Source organism: Streptomyces sp. NPDC088745 (assembly GCF_044751045.1).
GTDB lineage: Bacteria > Actinomycetota > Actinomycetes > Streptomycetales > Streptomycetaceae > Streptomyces > Streptomyces cremeus.
On the sequence record NZ_JBIVLB010000017.1, the window covers coordinates 1 to 24,386 of the forward strand.

The window sequence follows — 24,386 nt, forward strand, 5'->3', positions numbered from 1 at the left end:
TTCGCCGTCGAGGTCGCGCTGTATCGCCTGGTCGAGTCGTGGGGCGTGAAGCCCGACTTCGTGGCCGGTCACTCCATCGGTGAGGTGGCTGCGGCCCATGTGGCCGGGGTGTTCTCGCTGGCCGACGCGTGCACGCTGGTGGCGGCGCGCGGGCGGCTGATGCAGGCACTGCCCGAGGGCGGCGCGATGCTGGCCGTGCAGGCGACGGAGGCCGAAGTCCTGCCGCTGCTGGGCGAGTCGGTCTCGGTCGCGGCGGTCAACGGTCCGTCGTCGGTGGTGGTGTCCGGTGCGTCGGAGCAGGTGGAGTCCGTACGGGCCCACTTCGATGCACTCGGCCGCAGGACGACCCGCCTCCGGGTGTCGCACGGTTTCCACTCGCCGTTGATGGACCCGATGCTGGACGAGTTCCGTGCGGTGGTGTCGGGGCTCTCCCTCTCCGCCCCCACTATCCCGCTGGTGGCGGGCACCGAGGCGGTGTGCGACCCGGAGTACTGGGTGCGGCACGTCCGTGACGCCGTCCGCTTCGCCGACGACATCCGCGCCCTCGCCGAAGCGGGCGTCACCCGCTACCTGGAACTGGGGCCGGACGGCGTGCTGTCCGCGATGGCCGCCGACTGCGTGCCGGAGGAGGACGACGTCGTCCTCCTCCCCGTCCTGCGCAAGAACCACGACGAGGAGGCGTCCGCCCTCCGGGCGCTCGCCGAGTTCCACGTGCGTGGGGGGAAGGTCGACTGGGAGGCCCTCTTCGCCGGTACCGGTGCCCGTACGGTGGACCTGCCGACGTACGCCTTCCAGCACCGCCGCTTCTGGCCCACCGGCACTGCCGCGGTCCGCGGCGGAGCGGAGGCGCTCGGCCTGCGCTCCGCCGAACATCCGCTGCTCTCCGGGGCGGTGGAGCTGGCCGGATCGGACGGGTTCCTGTTCACCGGACGCCTCTCGGTTTCCACCCATCCGTGGCTGGCGGACCACGTGGTCATGGGCTCGGTCGTGGTGCCCGGCACGGCCCTGCTCGAACTCGCCGTCCGGGCGGGCGACGAACTCGGCTGCACCACCGTCGAGGAACTGACCCTCGCCGCACCGCTCGTCCTGCCCGGACAGGGCTCCGCCGTGCAGTTGCAGGTGGCCGTGTCCGCCCCCGACGGCTCGGGCCGGCGCACCCTTACCGTGCACTCGCGGCCCGCCGCCGGCGGCGTCCACGAGCCGTGGACGCGCAACGCCGACGGTGTCCTCGCGAGCGGCCCCGCCCACGCCGGTGCGCCGCTCGACGCCCCGGTCTGGCCGCCCGCCGGAGCGCGGGCCCTCGACGTGGCGGACGTCTACGAGCGGTTCGCCGAGGCCGGGTTCGAGTACGGCCCGGTGTTCCAGGGACTGCGGGCGGCCTGGCGACTCGGTGAGGAGGTGTACGCCGAGGTCTCCCTGCCCGAAGGGACCGGGGGTTCGGCCTTCGCCCTGCACCCGGCGCTCTTCGACGCGACGCTGCACGCCTTCGCGCTCTCGGGCGGCGTGGACGGCGACGCCGGGGTGCGGAGCGGCGGAGTTCCGTTCTCCTGGACCGGTGTCTCCCTGCACGCCTCCGGTGCCTCCGCGGTACGAGCACGGCTGAGCAGGTCCGGCACGGGCGGCGCGGTGTCCCTGGCGCTCAGTGACGCCACGGGTGCGCCGGTGGCCTCCGTCGAGTCGCTGGTCGTACGGCCGTTGAACGCCGAGCAGTCGGGGGCTCCCGGCGGTGTCCACCGGGACTCCTTGTTCCGCCTGGACTGGACGCCCGTCGCGGGAGGCGGCGAGGGCGGCGGGACCTTGCGTATGGCCGTACTCGCCACCGCCACCTCGGGCGGAACGCGGGGCGGAACACTCGCGGGCGGCGCCCCGGGCGCAGCACCGGCCGGCCCGGCCGCGGCGGTCCTGGGCGAGCACCCGGCGTCTCTGGGCGCGCACCCGGTGTACACCGGTCTCGCCGAGCTGGCCGCCGACGGGACGCAGCCGGTTCCGGACGTGGTCCTCGTACCGTTGCTGTCGGCTCCCGGCCCGGACAGCGGGGCTCCGGAAACGGTGCACGGGCAGACGGTCCGGGTCCTGGAGCTGGCGCAGGCATGGCTGGCGGAGGAGCGTTTCGCCGACGCGCGCCTGGTGTTCCTCACCCGGGGCGCGGCCTCGGGCGACGACCTCGCGGCGGCGGCCGTCTGGGGGCTGGTGCGCTCGGCGATCTCCGAGAACCCGGGCCGCTTCGGCCTCGTGGACCTCGACGGCGTGGAGGCGGCGGCCCTGCTGCCGCGCGCCCTCGCCACCGCAGAGCCGCAGGTCCTCCTGCGCGGCGACACGGTCCTCGCGGCCCGGCTCGCCCGGGTCGCCGACCCGGCCCAGGCTGAGCCGTCCCCGTCGGGTGCGGCGCAGGGGACTCCGTCCAGGTCGGGCCCGGCTCCGTCCGCTCCGGTCGTCCCCGTATGGGCGGGCGAGGGCGCGGTCCTGATCACCGGTGGTACCGGTGGCCTGGGCCGGGTGGTCGCCCGGCACCTGGTCGTCGAGCACGGCGTCCGCGAACTGGTGCTGGTCAGCCGACGGGGTGCCGAGGCCGAAGGCGTGGCCGAACTCATCGAGGAACTGGCCGGGCTCGGCGCCCGTACGGCCGTCGAGGCGTGCGACGTCGCGGACCTGGCGGCGGTGGCGCGGCTGGTCGCCCGCCACCCCGTGCGCGCCGTGGTCCACACCGCGGGTGTGCTGGCCGACGGGGTCGTCGGCTCCCTGACCCCGCAGCGGCTCGCGGAGGTGCTGCGCCCCAAGGTGGACGCGGCCTGGAACCTGCACGAGGCGACCAAGGGTCTGCCGCTGGAGGCGTTCGTGCTGTTCTCCTCCGCGGCCGGCACCCTCGGCAACGCGGGCCAGGCCAACTACGCCGCTGCCAACGCCTACCTGGACGCTCTCGCCCGGCACCGCCGCTCCCGGGGCCTGCCGGGAACCTCGCTGGCCTGGGGCCCGTGGACGCGCACCGGTGGCGGCATGACCGGTGAACTCTCCACGGCCGAGGCCGAACGCATGGCGCGGGCCGGACTCCCGCCGCTCACTCCGGAACGGGGGCTCGAACTGTTCGACACCACGGTGGGAGGCGCTGAGCCCGCCGTGCTGCCGGTCCGGCTGGACCTGGCCGCGTTCCGTGCCCGTGGCGAGGTGCCCGCCCTGCTGCGCGGCCTGATCCGTACGACCGTGCGCCGCGCCGCCTCGGCGGACGGCGCGGGCGGCGGGCTCGCCGAACGGCTCGCGGCCCTGCCGCAGGCCGAACGGTACGACGCCCTGCTCGCCGAGGTGCGTGGCCAGGCCGCGTCGGTCCTCGGCCACGCCGGGGCCGCGGACGTGGACCCGGACCGTTCCTTCCAGGACCTCGGTCTCGACTCGCTGAGCGCCATCGAGCTGCGGAACCGGCTCGGCGCCCTGGCCGGGACCCGGTTGCCCGCCACCCTGGTCTTCGACTACCCGACGACGCAGGAACTGGTGGACCACCTGTACGCGCTCCTCGACCTGGGGCCGCAGGCGCAGCCCGATGCGTCGGCCGCCCTGCTGGCCGAACTGGCTCGGCTGGAGCTGGCGTTCACCGGGGCGGAGGTGAGTGACGAGGCCTTCGAACAGGTCGCGGGGCGGCTCGACGTACTGAAGGAGAAGTGGGGGGCGCTGCGTGCCGCGGGTACCGGTGAAGCCACCGAGGAGAAGGACGAGTTCGACTTCGAAGCGGCCTCCGACGAGGAGGTGTTCGACCTGCTGGACAAGCAGTTGGGGCTGTGACGGCGGCTCCGGACGGACAGTCCGGACCGTGACGGCCGGTCCTGGCGCGTGGTGGGAACAGCCGCCCGCCGGGGCCGGCCGGGCAACCGGGACTGTGCCCCCCGGGCCCGGACAAGCGCTTGGACGGTACCCGCGGTCCGGCCACACGTCCCGGACAAGGGCCTGGAACGGTACCCCGACCCCGGCCCCGGCCCCGGCCCCGGCCCCGGCCCCGGACACGAGCCGCGGACCGCAGGCCGGCCAAGGGCCCAGGAGGCCCAGGAGCCGGAGGAGCACCACGGACCGCAGCTCGTCGGAAAGCCCCCGGGCCCGGACTTCCTCGGAAGTCCGGGCCCGGGGGCTTCGTGTGATCCTGGCCCGGGGGCACGTGTGGTCAGGGCCCGGCAGCTACGTGTGGTCCGTCCCGCAGAGTGCGGAACCCCCGGCCAGGAGCCAGGGACTGCCGAGCGCCGGAACCCCCGGCCGGGAGCCGGGAGCTCCCTGGCCGCAGTGCGCGACGCCCGACGCAGCGGCCGACGCGGCGCTCATCGCAGCGGGCGGCGGAAGCCGAGTACCGCCAGGACGCCGCCCACGGCAGCGATCACCACGCCGATGACCAGTGCCGGCACGATCGCGTCCGCGCCCGGGATGCCCAGCGCCAGCGCGCGGGTCGCGTCGATCGCGTACGTCAGCGGGTTGACCCCGGCGACCGCCGCCAGCCAGCCCGGCAGGTCCTGGACCGGCATGTAGGCGCTGGACGCGAACATCAGGGGCAGGATCGCGATCACCGCGAGGTTCTGCATCGGCTCCGCCCGCCGCAGCCAGGCGCCGGCCGCGATGAACGCCCAGCCCAGTGCCCAGCTCATGAACAGGGTCAGCCCGACCGAGGCCGCCACGTCGGCCGCCCCGCCGGACGGCGCGTAACCGAGCACGCCGAACGCCAGCGCGAGGATGACCACGGCCTGCACCGCGCTGCGCACCAGGTTGGCGAAGCTGCGGGCGATCAGCAGCGACGACGGCATGATGGGCAGGGACCGCAGCCGGGCCACCACCCCGTTCTTCAGGTCGTCGACGAGCCCGACGCCCGACTGGACCGCCGACTGCACGGCGTTGTCGACCAGCACCGCCGACAGGATGAAGTCGAGGTAGGTGATGCCGGCGGGGAAGTTGGGCGGGGCGCCCATCTTGCTGAACACCTGGGTCAGCACGAACAGGATGATCACCGGCTGGAGCAGTCCGAACAGGACCACACCCGGGTCGGTCGCCATCGAGCGCAGCGAACGCGCGGTGAGCACGCGGATCTGGAGGAACACCGAACTGTCCGGCCACTGTTGCCGCGGCGGCGCGGCGGCGGTGACCGGTTCGACGGTGGTCGCGGGGGTGACGGCGGCGGTCATGCGGCGGGTCCTCCGGACAGGGCGAGCGAGCCGGACAGGGCGGGTGCGTGGGTCCGACCGGCCAGGGCGAGGTAGACGTCGTCGAGCGTGGGTTCGCCGAAGGACAGCTCGGAGGCCTCGGCCCCCACCTGGTCCAGGGCGCGGATCACCGTCGCCACGTCCTTCGACGCGTCGATCGGGATGACGAGGCAGTCGCTCTGCGGGGCCACCGATGGTTCCAGGGCGGCCCGGCGCAGGGCCCCGACCGCGCTCTCCCGGTCGGCCGCCGGGTCGAGCGTGACGGTGACGGTGCGGCGGCCGACGGCCGCCTTCAGCTCCGCAGCCGTGCCGTCGGCGATGACCCGGCCGCCGGACAGGACGGTGATGGAGTCCGCGAGCCGGTCGGCCTCCTCCAGGTACTGGGTGGTGAGCAGTACGGTGGCGCCCTCGGCCACCAGCCCTTCGACGATCTCCCACAGGCCCAGCCGGGCCTCGGGGTCCAGGCCGGTGGTGGGTTCGTCGAGGAAGACCACCTCCGGGTGGCCGACCAGGCTGGTCGCGAGGTCGAGCCGTCGGCGCAGCCCGCCGGAGTAGGTGTGGGCGCGGCGTCCGGCCACGTCCTGGAGCGCGAACAGCTCCAGCAGTTCGTCCGCGCGCGCCCGCGCCGCCCGCCGTCCGGCGCCCAGCAGCCGGGCGATCAGCAGCAGGTTGTCCCGGCCGGTCAGCCGGCCGTCCACCGAGGCGAACTGCCCGGTCAGGCCGATGCGTCGGCGTATCTCGTGCGGCCGGCCCACCACGTCGTGCCCGGCGACCGTCGCGGTGCCGGAGGTCGGAGCGAGGGCGGTGGTGAGGATGCCCACCAGAGTGGTCTTGCCGGCGCCGTTGTGGCCCAGCAGGCCCAGGACGGACCCCCGGGGCACCGCCAGGTGCACCGAGTCCAGGGCGCGCACCGTGCCGAAGGTCTTGCTCAGGTCCCGTGCCTCGATCATGGTCTCGGGAGGTTCGATGGGGAGCCCGCTCATGGGAGTTCTCCAGGGTCGTCGGGGTTGCTCGAAAGGGGGGCGGGGGAGAGGAGGGGAAGGGAAAGGGAACAGCCGACCGGTGTGTGTGCCGGTCGGCTGTGGCGTGGAACCGGGACGGTCCGTCAGCGGTCGACGCCGTCCAGGCGTCGGAACAGGTCCTCGTCGGACGCGGTGTCGAGGTCGAAGGAGTCGCCCGCCGCGCGGGCGGCCGGGGCGGCCGGACCCCGGTCGCGCACGAGGGACCGCAGGCGGGCCGCGCTGTCCCGGTCGAGGTCCGATCCGGCCGACAGCAGTGCGTCCAGCTCGGCCACGAGGTCCGCGACCGTCCGGTCGTCCGGCGCCGCGGCCCCGGTGAGGTCCTGTCGTACCAGGCGGGCCGCCGCCGCCGGAGTCGGATGGTCGAACACCACGGTCGCGGGCAGCCGCGCCCCGGTGGCCGCGCGCAGCCGGTTGCGCAGCTCGACCGCGCCGACCGACGTGATGCCCATGTCGGAGAAGGACACGTCGGCGTCCGCCTCGGACAGCGTCCGGCCGCCGAGCACGGCCCCGGTCTCCTCCAGCACCAGCCGGACCAGCAGCGACTGCTGCTCGGCCCCGCCCAGCCCTTCGAGCCGCCCCGCGAGCAGCGGCCGCTCGGGCGCCGACGTCGCGGACCCGGCCGCGCCGGCCGTGCCGGTCGAGCCCGCCGGCCGGGGGGCGCCGATCGGTACGGGGGCGGTGCCCGCGGCCCAGTAGGTGCGGTGCTGGAAGGGGTACGTGGGCAGCGGGACCGCCCGTGCGCCGGGCAGCACCGCACTCCAGGCCACCGGCACCCCGGACAGGTGCAGCCGGGCGACCGCCGCCATCACCGCGCGCTCCTCGTCCGCCCCGCCGACCGGGACGACCGCCCCGCCGGCCGGGCGCACGGCCAGGCACTCCTCCAGCATCGGCGCCAGCACCGACTCGGGGCCCAGCTCCAGGAACGCGCCGGAGCCGTTGGCCAGCAGCCCCTCCACGGCGGCGTGGAAGCGGACCGGCTCCCGGACGTGCCGGACCCAGTACTCCGGATCGCACGCCTCGGCGGCGGTGAGCGGCGCCCCGGTCAGGCAGGAGACGACCGGCACGACGGGGGCGGCGAGGCCGAGACGGGTCACCACCTCGCGGAACGCGTCCAGCATCGGGTCCATCAGCGGGGAGTGGAAGGCGTGGCTGATGTCAAGGCGCTTCGTCCGGTGACCGGCCGCCGCCAGTCTCCCGGCCAGTTCTGCGAGCGCTCCCTCCGCACCGGAGACGACCGCCGAACGCGGCCCGTTGACGGCGGCCACCGCCACCGGTCCACCGGACAGGTCCGCGAGCCACGGGCCCAGCTCGGCCTCCGGAAGCCGTACGGCCAGCATCGAGCCGCCCTCCGGGAGGCGCTGCATCAGCCTCCCCCGGGCGGTGACCAGCCGGGCCGCGTCCGCGAGGGAGAACACCCCGGCGACGTGCGCGGCGGCGATCTCGCCCACCGAGTGCCCCGCCAGCCGGCCGGGCGTCACCCCCCACGACTCGAACAGCCGGTACAGGGCCACCCCGTGGGCGAAGAGCGCCGGCTGGGTGTACTCCGTACGGCCCAGGAGCGTCGCGTCCGGGCCGTCGACCGCCCACATGACGTCGGTCAGCGGCCGGTCGAGCAGCGGATCGAGTGCGTCGCACACCTCGCGCAGTGCCTTCGCGAACACCGGGTACGCGTGCGCCAGTCCACGCCCCATGCCGGGCCGCTGGCTGCCCTGCCCGGCGAACACGTACGCCAGCTCGCCGTCGGCGGGGACACCCGCCGGGAACTCGCGGTCGGCCAACTCCCTCACCGCTGTGAGGAGTTCGGATTCGTCCGCGCCGACGACGTACGCCTGGGCCCCTTGGCGTACGGTACGGCAGGCGGCCAGCGAGTACGCGACGTCCCGCACCTGCCGGTTCGGCCCGGACTCCAGGTGCCCCGCCAGGCCGCGGGCCCGGTCGCGCAGGGCGGGCGCGTCGTGCGCGGACAGTACCCAGGCCACCGGGCCGGTCCCGGCGGCCGGCCGCTCGGCGACGGGCTCCGGCGGCGCCTCCTCCACGACCACGTGCGCGTTGGTGCCGCTGATCCCGAAGGAGGACACCGCGGCCCGTCTGGCCCGCCCGGCTTCCCGGGGCCACGGCCGTGCCTCGGTGAGCAGTCGTACGGTGCCCGGCGACCAGTCCACGTGAGACGTCGGCGCGTCCACGTGGAGGGTGCGGGGCAGTACGCCGTTGCGCAGGGACAGCACGGTCTTGATCATGCCCGCCACCCCGGCGGCGGCCTGCGCGTGCCCGATGTTGGACTTCACCGAGCCCAGCCACAGGGGCCGTTCGGGCGCGCGGGCGGCGCCGTAGGTGCCCAGCAGGGCCTGCGCCTCGATGGGGTCGCCGAGCGTCGTTCCCGTGCCGTGCGCCTCCACCGCGTCGACGTCGGCGGGGCCCAGCCCGGCGTCGGCGAGGGCCTGCCGGATCACCTGCCGCTGAGCGGGGCCGTGCGGGGCGGTGATCCCGTTGGAGGCGCCGTCCTGGTTCACCGCCGAACCGCGGACCAGGGCGAGCACCGGATGCCCGTGGCGGCGGGCGTCGGAGAGCCGCTCCAGGACCAGCAGGCCGACCCCCTCCGACCAGGCCGCGCCGTCGGCGGCGTCGGCGAAGGACTTGCAGCGGCCGTCCGGGGCCAGCCCGCGCAGCCGGGAGAACTCCGTGAAGGAGGCCGGGGTCGCCATCACGGCGACGCCGCCCGCCAGTGCCATCGAGGACTCGCCCGACCGCAGCGAGCGGCACGCCAGATGGAGCGCCACCAGCGAGGACGAGCAGGCCGTGTCGACGGTCAGCGCGGGGCCCTGGAGGCCGAAGGAGTACGAGATCCGGCCGGCCAGGGCGCTTCCGGCGGTGCCGAGGGCCAGCAGCCCCTCCAGTTCGGGCCCGCCGTCGCCGGACGCGGAGGGCGCGTAGTCGTGGTACATGGCGCCCGCGAAGACCCCGGTGCGCGAGCCGTGCAGGGTCGCCGGGTCGATGCCCGCCTGCTCCAGGGCCTCCCACGCGGTTTCCAGGAGCAGCCGCTGCTGGGGGTCGGCGGCCAGGGCCTCCCGGTCGGAGAACCCGAAGAACGGCGCGTCGAAGGCGCCCGCGTCGCGGAGGAACCCGCCCTGGCGGGTGTACGACGTGCCGGGGCGTTCGGCGTCCTCGTCGAAGAGCCGGCCGAGGTCCCAGCCGCGGTCCTCGGGGAACGGCCCGATGACGTCCCGGCCGTCCGCCAGCAGGGCCCACAGGTCCTCGGGGCCGCGCACCCCGCCGGGCAGCCGGCAGGCCATTCCCACGACGGCGACCGGATCGTCGTCCGCCGCGGCCCGGGACTCGGCGGCGGCCTCGGAGGCCGTCTCGCCGCGCAGGTGGCGGGCCACGGCATCGGGCGTGGGGAAGTCGAAGGCGAGGGAGGCGGGCAGGGTGAGGCCGGTCGCCCCGGCGAGCAGGTTGCGCAGCCGGATGCTGCGTACGGAGTCCAGACCGTGTGCGCGGAAGGTGGTGGCCGCACCGATGGGGGCCGTCTCGGTGGCCGGTGCCAGTGCCTCGGTGACGCAGGCGCGGACCAGCGCCAGGGCCGCCGTGTGGGACGCGGGAACGGACCCGGCGCCTCCTGCCTCCGGTCCGCGCTCGGCCAGCAGGGCCTCCAGGGCCCGTCGGTGCAGTTTGCCCGCCGGGGTGCGCGGCAGCGCGTCGACCGTCACCAGCTCCAGCGGGATCTTGTACTCGGCGACACCGCGTTCCAGCAGGAAGTCCGTCACCTTCGTCAGGGTGACGGCGCGTTCGGCGCGGCCGGTGACCACCAGACAGGGGTACTCGCCCAGCCGCCGGTCGGGCCGGGCGACGACGGCCGCGGGTCCCAGGCCCGGCAGGCCGGCGAGGAGTCCCTGGATCTCGGTCGCGTCGAACTTCCGGCCACCGACGTTGATCAGTTCGGCGGACCGGCCGGCGAAGCGGACCCGGCCGTCGGCGTCCAGGCTCGCCCGGTCTCCGGTGCGCAGCCAGCCGTCCGCGGTGACGGCCGCGGCGGTCAGTTCCGGTTCTCCGTGGTAGCCGCGGAACATGCCGGGGCTGCGGTAGTGGAGCTCGCCCGTCCCGCCGGGCGCGCACTCGGCGCCGTCCTCACCGACGACGCGTACCTGCGCGCCGAAGGTCGGCCGGCCCACGCTGCGGGCGGCCACCTCGGCGGGGTCGGCGGCGGACGTGCAGGTGCCGGTGCCCAGTTCGGACATGCCCCACACCACGACGAGCGGACTGCCGAGGAGTTCGCGCACCCGGGTGACCAGTGCGGCCGGAACGGCGGCACCGGCCGTCCGCACCTCGTGCGGCCGGAAACCGGCGGCGGTCCCGGTCTCGGTGATCCGTGCGACCACGTCGTGGAGCTGGGCGGGTACGGCGAAGACCACGCCGGGGCGGGCCGCGCGGGCCAGCTCCAGGAAGCGGTCCGGGTCCCAGCCGCGCAGCAGCACCTGCCGGCAGCGGGCGAACAGCGCCGAATGCAGGGACTGCAGGCCGAAGAGGTGGGTGAGCGGGCAGGCGGTGAGCACCGCGCCGTCGAAGGACCCGGCGGCCTCCTCGGTCACGGCCGCCGTGTTGGACAGCAGCCCGTCGTGACTGTGCAGGCAGATCTTGGGCCGGGCGGAGGTGGTCCCGGAGGACGGCAGCAGCACGAAGGGCATCTCCGGCCGTACGTCGACGGGATGCGGGACGGTGCCCGTCCACCGCTCCAGCAGCGCGTCGACGCCGGGGAGGTCCGCCGAGCCGGGGCCCGCCACCAGGACCGGGCCCAGCGAGGGCACGGCCGCCCGCAGCGCGGCGAGGGCCTGCGGGCCGGCGGCGTGCGCGGAGTCGGCGGGCAGCACCATCACCGCCGGGGCCACCCGCTGCACGAGCGCCAGCACGTCGGCGCTGCCGTGGCCCTGGTGGACGGGCATCATGACCGCGCCGACAGCGGCCACGGCGAGGTGCAGGGTCTGGTACTCCCAGCAGTTGGGCAGTTGGACGGCGACCACGTCGCCGACGCCGACGCCGAGTTCCTGCAGGGCCCTGGCGAGCGCGTCGGCGTCCTCGGCCCACTGCCGCCAGGTCCGGTGCCGGTCGCCGTCGCTCAGCGCCACGGCCTCCGGGTCCTGCCGTGCGGCGGAGCGGAAGACGGCCGGCAGGGTGAGCCCGCGCAGCGCTCCGCTCGGGTCGGCGGTCGGTTGGACCGCGTAGTCATCGACATGGACGGACACCATTACTCCCGATAAGGCCGGCCGCTGGGGGTGCTGCGGCTCCATGCTGACTCCGCTCCTACCGGGAAAAGCCCTAGATGTGCACCGGTCGCCGTGCGCCCGCCCGGCCGGCCGCCCCGGCCCTACTCCCGCAGGAGCGCGCGCAGCGGCGCCGACTTGACGAGGGTCTCCTCGTACTCGGCCTCCGCGTCGGACAGGGCGATCACCGCGCCGCCCACCCCGTAGCGCAGGGTGCCGCCGCCCAGCAGCACCGTCCGGATGACGATGCTGAAGTCGGCCGCGCCGGTGAGCGAGAAGTAGCCGATCGCCCCCGAGTAGACGCCGCGGGGGCCGCCTTCGAGCCGGTCGATGATCTGCATGGTGCGGATCTTCGGAGCGCCGGTCATGGACCCGCCGGGGAACGCCGCGCGGACGCCCGCCACCGCACTGGTGCCGGTGCGCAGCCGTGCCCGTACGGTGCTGACGAGCTGGTGCACGGTGGCGTAGGACTCGACCTGGAAGACCGGATCGGCGATCACCGTGCCGACCTCGGCGCACCGGCTGAGATCGTGTCGCACCAGGTCGACGATCATCAGGTTCTCGGCGCGGTCCTTCTCGCTCTGTTCGAGGTCGGCGACGAGGAGGGCGTCCTGTGCCGGGTCGGGGTGCCGCGGCCGGGTGCCCTTGATGGGTTTGGACTCCATGGCGCCCTGCCGGTCGATGCGCAGGAACCGTTCGGGCGAGGTGCTCAGCACCGCCAGCGGGCCGAAGCCGAGGAAGGCGGCGAATGGGGCCGGGCTCGCCCGGCGCAGATGGCGGTAGGCGTGCCAGGGGTCGAGGGAGGTCTCCGCCTCGATCATGTTTGTCAGGCACACCTCGTACGTCTCGCCCGCGCGTATCTCCTCGTGGCAGACGTCGATGAGCTTGAGGTAGGCGTCGCGGTCGTGGCGCGGGCGCAGGTCCGCTCCGGTGAGCCCGGCGGGCGGCGCGCAGGGCTCGGGTGTGCGCCCGGCGAGCCGGGCCAGCTCGGCGGTGGTGCCGCGCAGCCAGGCGCGGGCGGCGGCCTCGTCGCCGTCCTCGACGAGCGCGAGGACGTAGGTGGTGCCGGTGCGGTGGTCCAGTACGACGGCACGGTCCGCGAAGACCATCACGGCGTCCGGGTCGGGGGAGCGGTGGGCGGTCTCGCCGCCGCACTCGGCCTTGAGTTCGTAGCCCAGGCAGCCCACCCAGCCCAGTGCGAACTCGAAGGGCAGTTCCGGTACTTCGGTGCGCAGCCCGGCGAGGTCGTGCTCCAGCCAGTCGAAGAACGGACTGCGGACGCTGTGCGTGTGCCCGTTCGCGGTGACGCTGACGGTGCCTTCGCCGACGTCGGCGGTGACGGTGCGGGCCAGGGGGCCTGAGGCGTCGCCCATGACCGAGATCTGGCCGAGGACGGCGTCCGTGCGGCTGCTGTCCAGCCAGAAGGGGTGCTCGCCGGTGCGGAAGAGCCGGTCGAAGGCCGGTTCGGCGTCCCAGCGGGTGTCGAGCTGTTCGGCCAGGACCCGCAGCCTGCGGACCGGAGCCGTCCGCGGCGGGGCGGTCGGGGCCTGCTCCGGGGTGGCGGCGGGGGCCGGGGTGCGTCTGCGCCGGCCGTACGCGGCCGTCAGGTCACGGAAGTTGGCCAGCAGGTGGTGTCCGCTGTCCGTGCCGATCGACTCGGGGTGGAACTGCACGCCCCAGAGCGGCAGGGCGCGGTGGCGCAGCGCCATCACCACCCCGTCGTCCGCGCTGCGGGCGATGGCCTCCAGGGCGGGCGGGAGCGAGGTGACGGCCAGCGAGTGGTAGCGCACCACCTCCAGCGGGTCGGGGATGCCCTCGAACAGTCCGGTGCCGTCGTGCCGGACCGCCGAGGTCCGCCCGTGGCGGGGTTCCGGGGCCGGACCGACCTCACCGCCGTGCGCGAGCGCCAGGCCCTGGTGCCCGAGGCACACGCCCAGCACCGGCAGCCGGCCCTCCTCGGCGATCCGCGCGCACAGACCGAAGTCGGCCGGGCGGTGCGGGGTGCCGGGCCCCGGAGACAGCACCACGTTGTCGAACCCGTCGAGCAGCCCCGCCCGCCAGACGGGGTCGTCGTTGCGGATCACTTCGGGTTCCCGGCCGTTGATCTCGGCGAGGTAGTGGAACAGGTTGTACGTGAAGGAGTCGTAGTTGTCGACGAGGAGGGTGCGCATCACAGGATCCCGAGTTCGCGTGCCATCTCGTCACCCACGGCCCTGATGTGGTCGGTGAGGAAGAAGTGACCGCCGGGGTACACCTCCATCCGGAAGGCGCCTTCGGTGTGCTGCTGCCAGGCCAGCGCCTCCGCCGACGAGGTGCGCGGGTCGGCGTCGCCGGTGAGCACGGTGATCGGGCAGCGGAGCGTGCGGTCGGGCGGGCACTCGTACTTCTCGATGGCCTCGTAGTCGCCGCGGATGGCCGGCAGCGCCATCCGCAGGATCTCCTCGTCGCCGAGCAGATCGGGGTTGGTGCCGTTGAGGAGCCTCAGCTCCTCGATGATGCCGTTGTCGTCGCGGCGGTGCACGGTCTCGGTGCGCACGGTGGAGGGGCCGCGGCGCCCGGAGGCGATGACGGACCTCGGCGCGTGGACGCCCTTGTGCTCCAGTCGCCAGGCCGTCTCGAAGGCGAGCACGGCGCCCATGCTGTGGCCGAAGAACACCGTGGGCTTCTCGTCCAGGGACAGCAGTTCGTCGACGATGCGGTCGGCCAGGGTGGCGAGGTCCGGGGCGCAGGGCTCGTGCCGACGGTCCTGTCGGCCGGGGTACTGGAGGGCGATGACGTCGACGGCGGAGGAGAACCGCACCGACACCGGGTGGAAGAAGCTGGCGGAGCCGCCGGCGTGCGGGAAGCAGACCAGCCGGACGGGGCGGTCCGCGGCCGGGTGGAAGCGGCGCAGCCACAGGGCCGAGGAGTGGTCCGTGCTGTTCAAGGTGCGGTCCTTTCTGGGAAACGGCGGTACGGGGTCCGGGCGGCGGCGCGGGCCGCCGGGCGGGCTCAGTCCTCGTGGACGGTGATGGCGTGGGCGGGGCACAGATCGCCCGCCTGGTGCACGGTGTCGTGCTCGCCGGGGGCCGGGTGGGGTTCGAGTACCACGACCAGCCCGTCGTCGTCCTGGTCGAACACCTCGGGCGCGGACAGCACGCACTGTCCGGCGCCTACGCAGAGCTCGGAGTCCACGGTGATGCGCATCGGTTCTCTTTCGGGAGGGCGGACGGTGGGCAACGGCTACCAGCGGACGGGCAGTTCGTGCAGCCCGTACAGGACGCCGTCGTACTTCAGGGGCAGTTCCTCCACCGGCACCGCGAGTGCGAGGGTCGGGATGCGCTCGAAGAGCCGCCGGTAGACGATCTCCATCTCGGTCCGGACGAGGTTCTGGCCCAGGCACTGGTGCACGCCGTAGCCGAAGGCCACGTGGTGGCGTTCGGTGCGGGCCGGGTCGAAGGCGTGCGGGCAGGCGAACGCGGACTCGTCGTGGTTGGCGGCGGCGGCCAGCGGGATGACGCCCTCGCCCGCGCGGATCAGATGGCCGCCGATCTCGACGTCCTCCACGGCGACGCGCAGGGACACCAGGTCGGCCACCGAGTGGAAGCGCAGCGTCTCCTCGACCGCCCGCTGGTCACCGATCCACTGCGGGTTGAGGAGGAGGGACACCACCCCGAGGGCGATGTTGTTGGCGGTGGTCTCGTGACCGGCGATGAGCAGCAGCATCAGCACGCCGGTCATCTCCTGGGCGCTGATGCCGCCGGTGGCCAGGAGCCTGCTGATCAGGTCGTCGCCCGGCCACTGCGCCTTGATGCCCACGAGCCGGTTGATGTACCGGAGCAGTTCCTTGGCGGCGGTGTCGCGCTGCTGCTCGGTGGAGGTGCGGATGGAAACCAGCGTGCGGGTGCGTGACTCGAAGAAGTCGCGGTCCACGGGCGGTATGCCGAGCAGCGTGGAGATCACCAGGGAGGGCACCGGCAGCGCGAAGTCCGCCACCAGGTCCGCGGAGTCGCCCGCGGCGAGCATCTGGTCGATCAGCTCGTCCACGGTGCGTTCGATCGCCGGGCGCATCGCGCGCACCCGGCGCACGGTGAACTCCGGGATCAGGGCCTTGCGGAACCGGTCGTGCTCGGGCGAGTCGAGCCCGACGAACCAGCCGGGGATCTGCTCCTGGCGGGGCACGCCCATGGTGTCGCTGATGTGCGGGAAGCCCTCGCGGTCGGGGTTCGCGCTGATCTTCTTGCTGGTCAGGACGGCGCGTACCTCCGCGTGCCGGGTCACGAGCCAGACCCGGCTGCCGTTGGGCAACTGGGTGGGCACCAGCCCCTCGCGGCGGCGGTACTCCTCGTAGCGGGGCGGGGGGAACGGTTCGCCCGGTACCCGCAGCGGGAAGGGGACGGTTTTCGGTTCGGCGGTGCCGGTCATGGCCCTCGTTCTCCGTCGGTGGTGGCGCGGGCTCAGGCCGCGTCGTAGAAGGCGCGGACCTTGCCGGTCACGTATTCCTGGTCCTCGGCGGTCAGTTCGGTGTACGTGGGCAGGTAGAGCCCGTTCTCGCTGAACCGGCTGGCGTTGAGGTACGGCCAGACGGGGTCGTGGTAGCCGGGCTGCCGGCTCATCGGCTTGAAGAACACCCGGGTCTCGATGCCCTCGGCGGCCAGGAAGGAGCGCAGCTCGTCCCGGCGCTCCGCCTGCAGGTCGTACATCCACAGGACGTCGCGCGGCGGCATCAGGGTGATGCCCGGAATGTCCTTCAGGCCCTCGTCGTAACGGTGTTCGATCTCGCGGCGCAGGGCGAGGAAGTCATCGAGCTGTTCCACCTGGGCGAGCGCCACGGCGCCCTGCATCGCGGTCATGCGGAAGTTGTAGGCCAGCTTCTTGTGCAGGAAGCTGTGGTCCTCGGTGAACGCCATCGCGCGCAGGTGCGCCATCTGTTCGGCCAGCCGGGGGTCGTTGGTGAGGCAGATGCCGCCCTCGCCCGAGGTGATGATCTTGTTCGCGAAGAGCGAGTAGCAGGCGATGTCGCCCACCGGCGGGACGCCGTGCGCCTCCGCGGAATCCTCGACCACGCGCAGGTTGTAGTCGTGCGCGATATTCATTATCGCGTCCATGGCGCACCGGCGGCCGTAGACGTGGACGGGCATGATCACCTTGGTCCGGCTGGTGATCTTCTCCTCGATTTTCGCCGGGTCGATGTTGAGATCGTCGGCGCAATCGACGAACACCGGGGTCGCGCCGGTGTGGCTGACGGCCCAGGCCGACGCCACCATGGTGAATTCCGGAACGATCACTTCGTCGCCGGGGCCGATGCCCAGAGCGCGCAGTGCCAGCGTCAGGGCCGTGGTTCCGGAGGAACAGGCGACGCCGTGCGCGATTTTGGAGTACGCGGCGAATGCCTCCTCGAAGCGCCGGACATACGGCCCTTGGGAGGATATCCAGCCGTCAGTGATCGTTTCAGTGACGTAGGCGAGTTCCCGGCCCTTGAGACTGGGCCGGGAAACGGGGTACTTGATGGACATGTCGTCCTCGGTCTGAGTGGGGAGGGCAGGGGGACGGGTCAGGACAGCGCGGGCAGCTTCAGGAGCAGGTCGGCCGCTCTTGCGCGCCCGCCGGCCGCGTGCTGGAGGGCGCCGATGCGTTCCGCGCGTTCGCGGAATCCGGGTTCGCCGAGGACCCGGGTGAGTTTGTCGACGACGTCCTCGGGGTCGACGTCCCGCGGCCGGTCGAGGGTCAGGCTCAGACCGAGGTCCTGCCCGCGCACCGCCTGGTCGTAGCAGTCCACCCAGAGCGGTCGCACCACCATCGGCTTGCCGAAGTACATTCCCTCGTTGAAGCCGTTTCCGCCGCCGTGGGTGAAGAACACCCGCACGTGCGGGTGCGCGAGCACGTCCAGCTGGGAGGGCAGCCAGCTCTCGATCCGCAGGTTGCCGGGCAGCGTGTCCGCGGCGGGCAGCAGGTGCTGCTGCTCGGAGGGCAGGCGCCACAGCACCTGATGGCGGTCCTGGAGGCGGCGGGCCACCTCGACCAGCGCGGCCACGTGCTCCCGGGTGAGCCGGGTGATGGTGCCGAAGCCCATGTAGACCACCGAGGACTGGGCGTCCAGCCAGTCGGCGAGCCCCCCGTCGTCCTCGCCGCGCGGGGCCTCCGGCAGCGGCGGCACCATGGCCCCGACCAGCTCCATCCGCTCCGGCACGGTGAACGGATAGTCCAGTTCGGCGACGGAATTGCACAGCACCAGCTCGGCCCGGTCGACCCTGGTCATCGGACTGGGTTTCGGCAGGCCGAGTTCCTTGCGCAGACGTGCGTCCTCGGACAGTACTTTGCCCATGGCCGGATGGAAGAACATGCCGAGGGTGCGGTATTTGAACAGCTCGTTGCGCACCCGTTGGGAAAAACTCATCGGATAAGGGAAACCGGAATGCGGAACGGGGAAGTCGCGGGGAGTCCCGGACGGTCCGAAGGGATTGAGTGAAGTGAGGACATTCGTCGGCAGGAAGGGAACACTGAGGACGAACGGAATGTCGTGGGTGAGTGCCACATCGATGCCGAAGGACGCGACACAGTCGACCACCATGAGGGCCGGCCGCACCTTCTCGACCACGGAATTCAGGCGCTTGAACTTCTCAGCCTGGAGATCGGGCCGGTAGGACTGCCGGACCACCGCGCGGTGCGCCCTGAAGCGCGAGGCCTGGGTCACCTCGCGGTACACCTCGTCCGGCCAGCTGACCGCGGAGAGCTCGGAGAAGACCTCCCCCAGCGACGCGAACCCGACGCCGGAGCCTTCCGTCAGGCCCTCCACGTCGGCACGCCGGGGTTCGTCGGTCGCGAACCACAGATCGGGCACGCCCCGCCGCGAGAGCTCGGCCGCGAGGACGAGAAGCGGGTTCACCAGGCCGCTCTCCGGCAGGCTGACGAAGAGGACGGGCCGCTGCGCGGTGCTCTGGGTGGGACTCATCGCGCTCCTGGGGGCATCGTCCGGTGGTGTTGGCTTCACCCCTACTTGGTCTCACGGCCCGTACCGGGAAATCCTTAGACTCGGCGGCCGGGGGCCCGTGGACCGGGGCGGGGCGCGTGGGGAGCGGATTGTTCGGCGGGCCGTTCGGTTCCGTCAAGGCAGCGTTGTCTTTCTTGTCCTTGGCTGGATTCCACGCGTATCGGACCGGTTGACTCCGGTACGCTGCCACAGGATGATCGTTCGTATTCCCGCGGAAATTGGGCCTGATGGGGGTTCGGCTCTTTCCGTTCCATGTAGGGGGCGTCTTTGTCTGACCAATCAGGGTCGTCAGGCACGAGCGGAGCGGTATTCGGCCGCGCCGGAGAAATCGCTGTGCTCACCGCGCGGGCCGCGGCGGCCCGCGCCGGGCACTCCGGAATCGTGGTCCTGACCGGACCGCCCGGTATCGGCAGGAGCAGTCTCCTCGCCGCGTTTCTGGAGGGCGACGGCGACGGAAATCCCGGCGGACCACGGGGCCTGACCGCGCTCCGCGGAACGTGTGCCGAGGACGCCTCCACCGTCCCGTACGAAGGTGTCCGCGCCCTCCTGCGTCCGCTCGGCCTGGTGGGGGAGGGCGCCCCCGGCCACCCGTTGCTGCGGGGCACCGCCCGCCGGGCACTGCCCGCGCTGATGCCGGGAACGGACCGCCCGCCCTTCGCGCTCGACGCCGACTACCCGGTGCTCCAGGGCCTGTACAGTCTCACCGCCCACCTCGCCGCACGCCATCCCCTCGTCCTCGCCCTGGACGACGCCCACCTGTGCGACGCGTACACGCTGCGCTGGCTCGACTTCCTGCTGCGCAGGGCGGACGGGCTGCCCCTGCTGCTCGTCCTGACCCGCAGCACCGGGGCCTCGGTCGCCGACAGCACCCCATGGGCGCGGTTCGCCGCCCACCCCTCGTGCACCACCGTGCCCCTGGGGCCGCTGAGCCCGGCCGCGGTCGGCGAACTCGCCCGCGACGCCTTCGGCTGCCCGGTCGAACCCGCGTTCGCGGCACGGCTCGCCGACGTCAGCGGCGGCAACCCCGGCACCGCCGTCCGGCTCGTCGCGGAACTGCGCGACGCCGGCGTCCGGCCCGACCTCGACGGCGCCCGGCACGCCGGCGAACTGGGCGGACGCCTCGTAGCGGGCTCGGTCCGGAGCCTGTTGGGGAGAAGACCCCGCTGGGTGGAGGCCGTCGCCACGGCGATGGCGGTCCTCGGCGACGCACCGGGCGACCACGTCGCCGCACTGGCGGACGTCTCCGCCGCCCAGGCCGAGGACGCCGTCCGGATCCTGCGCCAGGCGGAGGTCCTGGCCCCCGGCCGCACCGACTTCGCGAGCGACCGCATACGCGCCGCGGTCCTCGAACCGCTCGACGCCCCCGCGCTGACCCGGCTCCGGGCACGGGCCGCCCAACTGCTCAGTGACGCGGGCCGCCCGTCCGAAGAGGTCGCCGGACACCTGGTGGCCATCCCCGGAACCCCCCGGCCCTGGATGACCTCCCTGCTGACGGACGCCGCCACCGCCGCCGAGGAGCGCGGCGCCCCCGCCGACGCCGCGCGCTACCTGCGCCGCGTACTCGACGCCACGCCCGACGACCACGCGCTGCGGCTCCGCCTCGCGGGCCTCCTGGTGCCCGCCGACCCGGACGCCGCCCGCGATCTGCTGCGCGACGCCCTCGACCGGGCCCCCGACCTCAGGACGCGTGCCGCCGCGGCCCTGCGGTACACCACCGCCTGCCTGGCCGCCGGGCAGAGCCCTCCCCCCGGCCGCGCCCCCACCCGGGTCCTGGCCGAACTGCGCTCCGCGACCGGCGCGCCCGGCCTGCGGGAACGGGCCCTGGCCCTGGAAGCAGCCCTGCGCCTGACCGGCTGCACCGAACGCACGGGCGCCCCGGCGCCGCCCGCGGAGAACCGCACGCCCGCGCCCCGCCCGGCGTCCCCGGAGGCCGATGCGGAAGCCGTCAGCGCCCTGGCAGCCGCCCTCTACGACACCGCGCGCGACACCGCGAAGGACCATGCCCGCCGGGCGGTCGGCGCCCCCGGCCCCCGCGCCTCCTGGCCGGTGCTCACCTCCTGCACGGTGCTCGCCCTCGCCGACGAGAGCGTCGAAGCCCTCACCGCGCTGAACGAGGCGGTGACCGGGGCCGGCGAGACGACGGGCGGCTGGGCCGAGGCCCTCGCCCTGTCGGCCCGCGGCCTCGTCCTGCACGGCACCGGCGCGATCCCCGAGGCGACCGCGGACGCCCGCGCGGCCCTCACCGCGGCCGGCCCGTCCTCGTCACGCCTCGTACTGCCCCGGCTGGTCCTCGCGGCGGCCCTGTGCGACAGCGGCGAGGCCGCCCGAGCCGAAGACCTCCTCGCCGGGACCGACCCGCAGCCGCCGGCCGGGCCCGTCGTGGAGCAGCACCTCCACCTGATGGTCCGCGCCCGCGTCCGCCGTGCCCTCGGTGACCGCGAGGGGGCGCTGCGCCTGCTGCTCGCCTGCGGCCGGGCACAGCGCGAAGCCGGCCTCGCCAACCCGGTGTTCGCCCCCTGGTGGGCCGAGGCCTGCCACCTCCTCGCCACCCTGCGGCGCCCGCAGGAGGCACACGTCCACGCCGAGTACGGCGGCGAACTCGCCCGGCGCTGGGGCACCGCCCACGCCCTGGGCACCGCCGCCCTCGCCCGCGGCGTCATCACCCCGGGCCGGGCGGGCCTCGAACTGCTCGGGGAGGCCGTCGAGGCACTGGCCGCCTCACCCGCCCGCACCGCCCACGCGCGGGCCGGCTTCGCCCTCGGCCGCCGCCTGCTGACCGAGGGGGAGCGGGCCAAGGCCCGGTCGCACCTGCGCTCCGCCGCCGACCTCGCCCACACCTGCGGCGCGCTGCCCCTCGCCACCGACGCGCGGCGGCTGCTCCTCAGCGCGGGCGGGCGCATGCCGGAGCTCACCGGCGCGCGGGAGGACCTGCTCACCGGAGCCGAACGCCGGGTCGTGGGCCTCGTGGTGAACGGCGCCAGCAACCGGGAGGTCGCCCAGTCGCTGTGCGTCACCCTGCGCACCGTCGAGACCCATCTCACCAGCGCCTACCGCAAGTTGGGCGTCCAGCGCCGGGCGGCCCTGGCCGCCACCCTCCGCGCCCCGGCCGCCCGCGCACGGGCCTGGGGCGGCTGACTCCGGCACCGGACCGCAGGAGTCCGCGCCGACAGCGTCCTTCACCCGCCACCGACCCCCGGAACCCGGTCACCTCCATGTCACCATCGGCCACCCCGCCCCGCCGCGCCGCTCCGGACTTCCGCAGCGCCGCACCGGAACCCGAACCGTCGCGTGCCGCCGGTCTGTTACCGCACCACAGCCGTGAGCAGGAGACCCTGAGCCACCTGCTCGACGGCCTTGCCGACGGACGCTCCTGCGTCGTCACGCTCACCGGACGCCCCGGCCACGGCCAGAACGCCCTGGCCCGCTCGTCCGCCCGGCTCGCCCGGTCGCGTGGCCTGCGGGTGCTCAGCGCCCGAGCGGTTCCCTCCGAGTCCCGGATGCGTCACGGAGTGGCGGCCCAACTGCTCAACGGCCTCGGTGCGCCCGCCCACGGCGGACCGGCCCCGGTGCTGCGTGCCGCCCGCCGGCGGCCCCTGCTGCTGGTCGTGCAGGACGCCCAATGGGCCGACCCGGATTCCCTCCACTTCCTCCTCGCCCTCGTACGACGCTCCGCCACCGCCCCGCTGGCGGTGCTGGCCAGTGGCAGCGACACCGCCGTACGCGGCCCCGGCTGGCGCGGCCTGGTCTCCGCCTCCCCCGATCCGGACAGCGCCCACCCACTGCTCCTGGAACCGCCGACCGTCGCGGACGCCGCCCGCACCGTGCGCACCGTCTGCGGTACCGAGGGTGAGCCCGAGTTCACCGCCGCCGCCCTGCGGAAATCGGCGGCGATTCCGGCCGTACTCCACGCGGCGCTGCGGCAGTTCACCCGCCGGGGCCACCCTCCACTGGCCTCCCGCACCGCCGAACTGGAGGCGGCCTGCCGGGTGGTGCTGGACGACCACATCGGCCGGGTGCTGCGCGGCCTGCCGCCCGAGACGGTCGCCGCGCTGCGCGTCCTCGCCGTCGCCGGCCCGGTGCTCGACTTCCCGGCGGTGTGCGCCCTCGCAGGACTCGGTCACCTGGAGGAGACCCGGCTGCGCGCCGTCCTGGACGCCACCGGTTTCGTCCGCACGACCGGCGCGGACCCCCGCATCTGCGCCGAGGCCGGTCTGCGCGTCCTGGCCGGGACGGATGCGGCCGAACGCGCCCGCCTGCACGCCGCCGCCGCCCGCCTCGCCCACCGGACAGGCGCCACCGACCAGGAGGTCGGCACGCTCCTGCTGCACGCCCGGCCCGTCGACGCCCTCTGGGGCGCCCAGGTACTGCAACGCGCCGGCGCGGCGGCCCGGCACGCGGGCGACCACGTCCGGGCGGCGGCGTTCCTGGCCCGCGCCCTGCACGAACCGCTCGACGAGGAGGCGCACGCCCGTACGTCACTCGAGCTGGCCGGCGCCGAACTCCTCACCGTGCCGCAGGCGGGCGTCCGGCGGCTCGCCGCGCTCGCCCGGACCCGCTTGCGCACGGACCCCGCCGTACGGTTGCACGCGCTGGACCTGGGGCTGGCGGCGGGAGACACCGACGGGATGCGCCGGGCCGCCGCCGAGGCCCGTCCGGCAGCCGGCAGCGAGGAACAGCGCGCCCTCGTCGCCCTGTTCTGGGCGGCCGATCCCGCCGACCGGGAGCACGCCGAACACCTCGTCCCCGGCATGCCCCCGCTGCCCGCCCACCCGGCCTGCGCCGTCCAGGCCGGGTCCCGTGCCCGGCAACTGGCCCTGGCCGGCGAGGGGCTGACGACGGCGCGGGACCTCGCCCGCACCGCCCTCGCCAGGCCGGCGCGCGACGCCCTGGTCCTGCCGTACCTCGCGGCCTGCGAGGCGCTGCGTCTGACCGGGGACCACGAGGAGGCCGACGCGGGACTGAGCGCTCTGCTCACCGGCACACGAGCCGACGGACGACGTGTCGCGGTCCCCCGCATCCTCGCCGCACGCGCCGAACTCAACCTGCTCCGCGGCCTGCTGGCGGCGGCCGAACAGGACATCGACGCCGCCGAACGCGCATTGCCGGCACCGAGCACACCGCACGTCGTGACGGCCCAGTTACGAGCCGTCCGCATCGTTGTCGACCTCGAACGCGGGGACACCGCCCGGGCCGCGGCGGCCGCCGCCGAACCGGTCCCCGAAGCCGCCCGGCACAGCGCGTACGGACCGCAGCTCCTCTTCGCGCAAGCCCTGGTGTGCGCCGCCCACGACCCCGCCGAGGCCGTGCACCTGCTGCGTGAATGCGGTCGCCTGCTCCTGCACCGCAACCACGTCAACCCCGCAGTGCTGCCCTGGCGCTCCACCGCCGCCCGGGTGCTGCGTTCCACCGGGCGGGCGGCCGAGGCGCACCGGCTGGCCGCGGAGGAGCTTCGACTGGCCCGCGGATGGGGCGCGCCGGGCCCGGTCGGCTGGGCGGAGCTGAATGCCGCACCGGCTGCCGACGACGGCCCGGCCCGTACCCGGTACGCGGCGGGCCTGCTCGGCCGCGGGCCCGCGGGCCCCCTCTACCAGCGCGCGCTCGCCGACCTGGCCGCGGCGGAACTCGCGAAGGACGGCAGCAGAGCCGCCGCCGCGGCGGCCGTGGCCGAACTCAGGGCGCTCACCGCCACCCACCCCGGGGGCCCGATGGCCCGGAGCGCCCGGCTGCTCGGGGCGGAGCTGTCGCCAGGACTGCGCCCCGGCGCCGCCCCGCCCGCCGCCTGGACCGAGCTGTCGCCCCCGGACGCCCGGACGGCGACGCTCGCTGCCCACGGACACAGCAACACCCAGATCGCGGCGCTCCTCTCCCTCTCGCGGCGCGCCGTGGAGCTTCGGCTGAGCCGGGTCTACCGCACCCTGCGGATCGGCGGCCGGGAAGAACTCCGCGTGCTCGTGCGCGACATGGAAGGACGATGACC

The 24,386-nt window shown here is 74.4% G+C and carries 12 protein-coding genes; 3 read left to right on the forward strand and 9 right to left on the reverse strand.

What is annotated here, in order from left to right:
* On the forward strand, nucleotides 1-3,771 hold a 3,771-nt coding region (locus ACIP93_RS31840), incomplete at its 5' end, for an SDR family NAD(P)-dependent oxidoreductase (RefSeq protein WP_401764514.1).
* A gap of 524 nt (nucleotides 3,772-4,295) precedes the next feature.
* Here ACIP93_RS31840 and ACIP93_RS31845 read toward each other — a convergent pair.
* The 9 genes from ACIP93_RS31845 to ACIP93_RS31885 form a co-directional block, all read right to left on the reverse strand.
* Nucleotides 4,296-5,147, reverse strand: coding sequence for an ABC transporter permease (locus ACIP93_RS31845; RefSeq protein WP_345219983.1), 852 nt, complete (start codon nucleotides 5,145-5,147; stop codon nucleotides 4,296-4,298).
* Nucleotides 5,144-6,148, reverse strand: coding sequence for an ATP-binding cassette domain-containing protein (locus tag ACIP93_RS31850; RefSeq protein WP_401764517.1), 1,005 nt, complete (start codon nucleotides 6,146-6,148; stop codon nucleotides 5,144-5,146). Before ACIP93_RS31850 ends, ACIP93_RS31845 begins: the two co-directional genes overlap by 4 nt.
* Before the next feature lie 122 nt (nucleotides 6,149-6,270).
* The gene (locus ACIP93_RS31855; RefSeq protein ID WP_401764520.1) at nucleotides 6,271-11,424 is read right to left on the reverse strand and encodes a beta-ketoacyl synthase N-terminal-like domain-containing protein; all 5,154 of its coding nucleotides are present in this window, start codon (nucleotides 11,422-11,424) and stop codon (nucleotides 6,271-6,273) included.
* A gap of 119 nt (nucleotides 11,425-11,543) precedes the next feature.
* Nucleotides 11,544-13,610 carry an aminodeoxychorismate synthase component I gene (gene pabB, locus ACIP93_RS31860; RefSeq protein ID WP_401764521.1) on the reverse strand — a complete coding sequence of 689 codons (2,067 nt, stop codon included), beginning with the start codon at nucleotides 13,608-13,610 and terminating at the stop codon, nucleotides 11,544-11,546.
* Nucleotides 13,610-14,365, reverse strand: a complete 756-nt coding sequence (locus ACIP93_RS31865) for an alpha/beta fold hydrolase (protein ID WP_345219979.1) — start codon at nucleotides 14,363-14,365, stop codon at nucleotides 13,610-13,612. The genes pabB and ACIP93_RS31865 overlap by 1 nt, the downstream gene beginning before the upstream one ends.
* A 65-nt stretch (nucleotides 14,366-14,430) precedes the next feature.
* Nucleotides 14,431-14,625 (reverse strand): ferredoxin, encoded by a 195-nt coding sequence (locus ACIP93_RS31870; RefSeq protein WP_401764524.1) that lies wholly within the window; start codon nucleotides 14,623-14,625, stop codon nucleotides 14,431-14,433.
* A gap of 36 nt (nucleotides 14,626-14,661) precedes the next feature.
* Nucleotides 14,662-15,843, reverse strand: a complete 1,182-nt coding sequence (locus tag ACIP93_RS31875; protein WP_345219977.1) for a cytochrome P450 — start codon at nucleotides 15,841-15,843, stop codon at nucleotides 14,662-14,664.
* A gap of 32 nt (nucleotides 15,844-15,875) precedes the next feature.
* Nucleotides 15,876-16,934 (reverse strand): DegT/DnrJ/EryC1/StrS family aminotransferase, encoded by a 1,059-nt coding sequence (locus ACIP93_RS31880; RefSeq protein ID WP_401764527.1) that lies wholly within the window; start codon nucleotides 16,932-16,934, stop codon nucleotides 15,876-15,878.
* 38 nt (nucleotides 16,935-16,972) lie between these two features.
* Nucleotides 16,973-18,370 (reverse strand): glycosyltransferase, encoded by a 1,398-nt coding sequence (locus ACIP93_RS31885; protein ID WP_345219975.1) that lies wholly within the window; start codon nucleotides 18,368-18,370, stop codon nucleotides 16,973-16,975.
* Between the two features lie 306 nt (nucleotides 18,371-18,676).
* On the opposite strand from ACIP93_RS31885, the gene ACIP93_RS31890 reads away from it, so the two are divergent.
* Nucleotides 18,677-21,544 (forward strand): ATP-binding protein, encoded by a 2,868-nt coding sequence (locus ACIP93_RS31890; RefSeq protein ID WP_401764531.1) that lies wholly within the window; start codon nucleotides 18,677-18,679, stop codon nucleotides 21,542-21,544.
* Nucleotides 21,545-21,621: 77 nt separating this feature from the next.
* On the forward strand, nucleotides 21,622-24,384 hold the full coding sequence (locus ACIP93_RS31895) for a helix-turn-helix transcriptional regulator (RefSeq protein WP_401764534.1): 2,763 nt from the start codon (nucleotides 21,622-21,624) through the stop codon (nucleotides 24,382-24,384).
* Nucleotides 24,385-24,386: the final 2 nt, after the last annotated feature.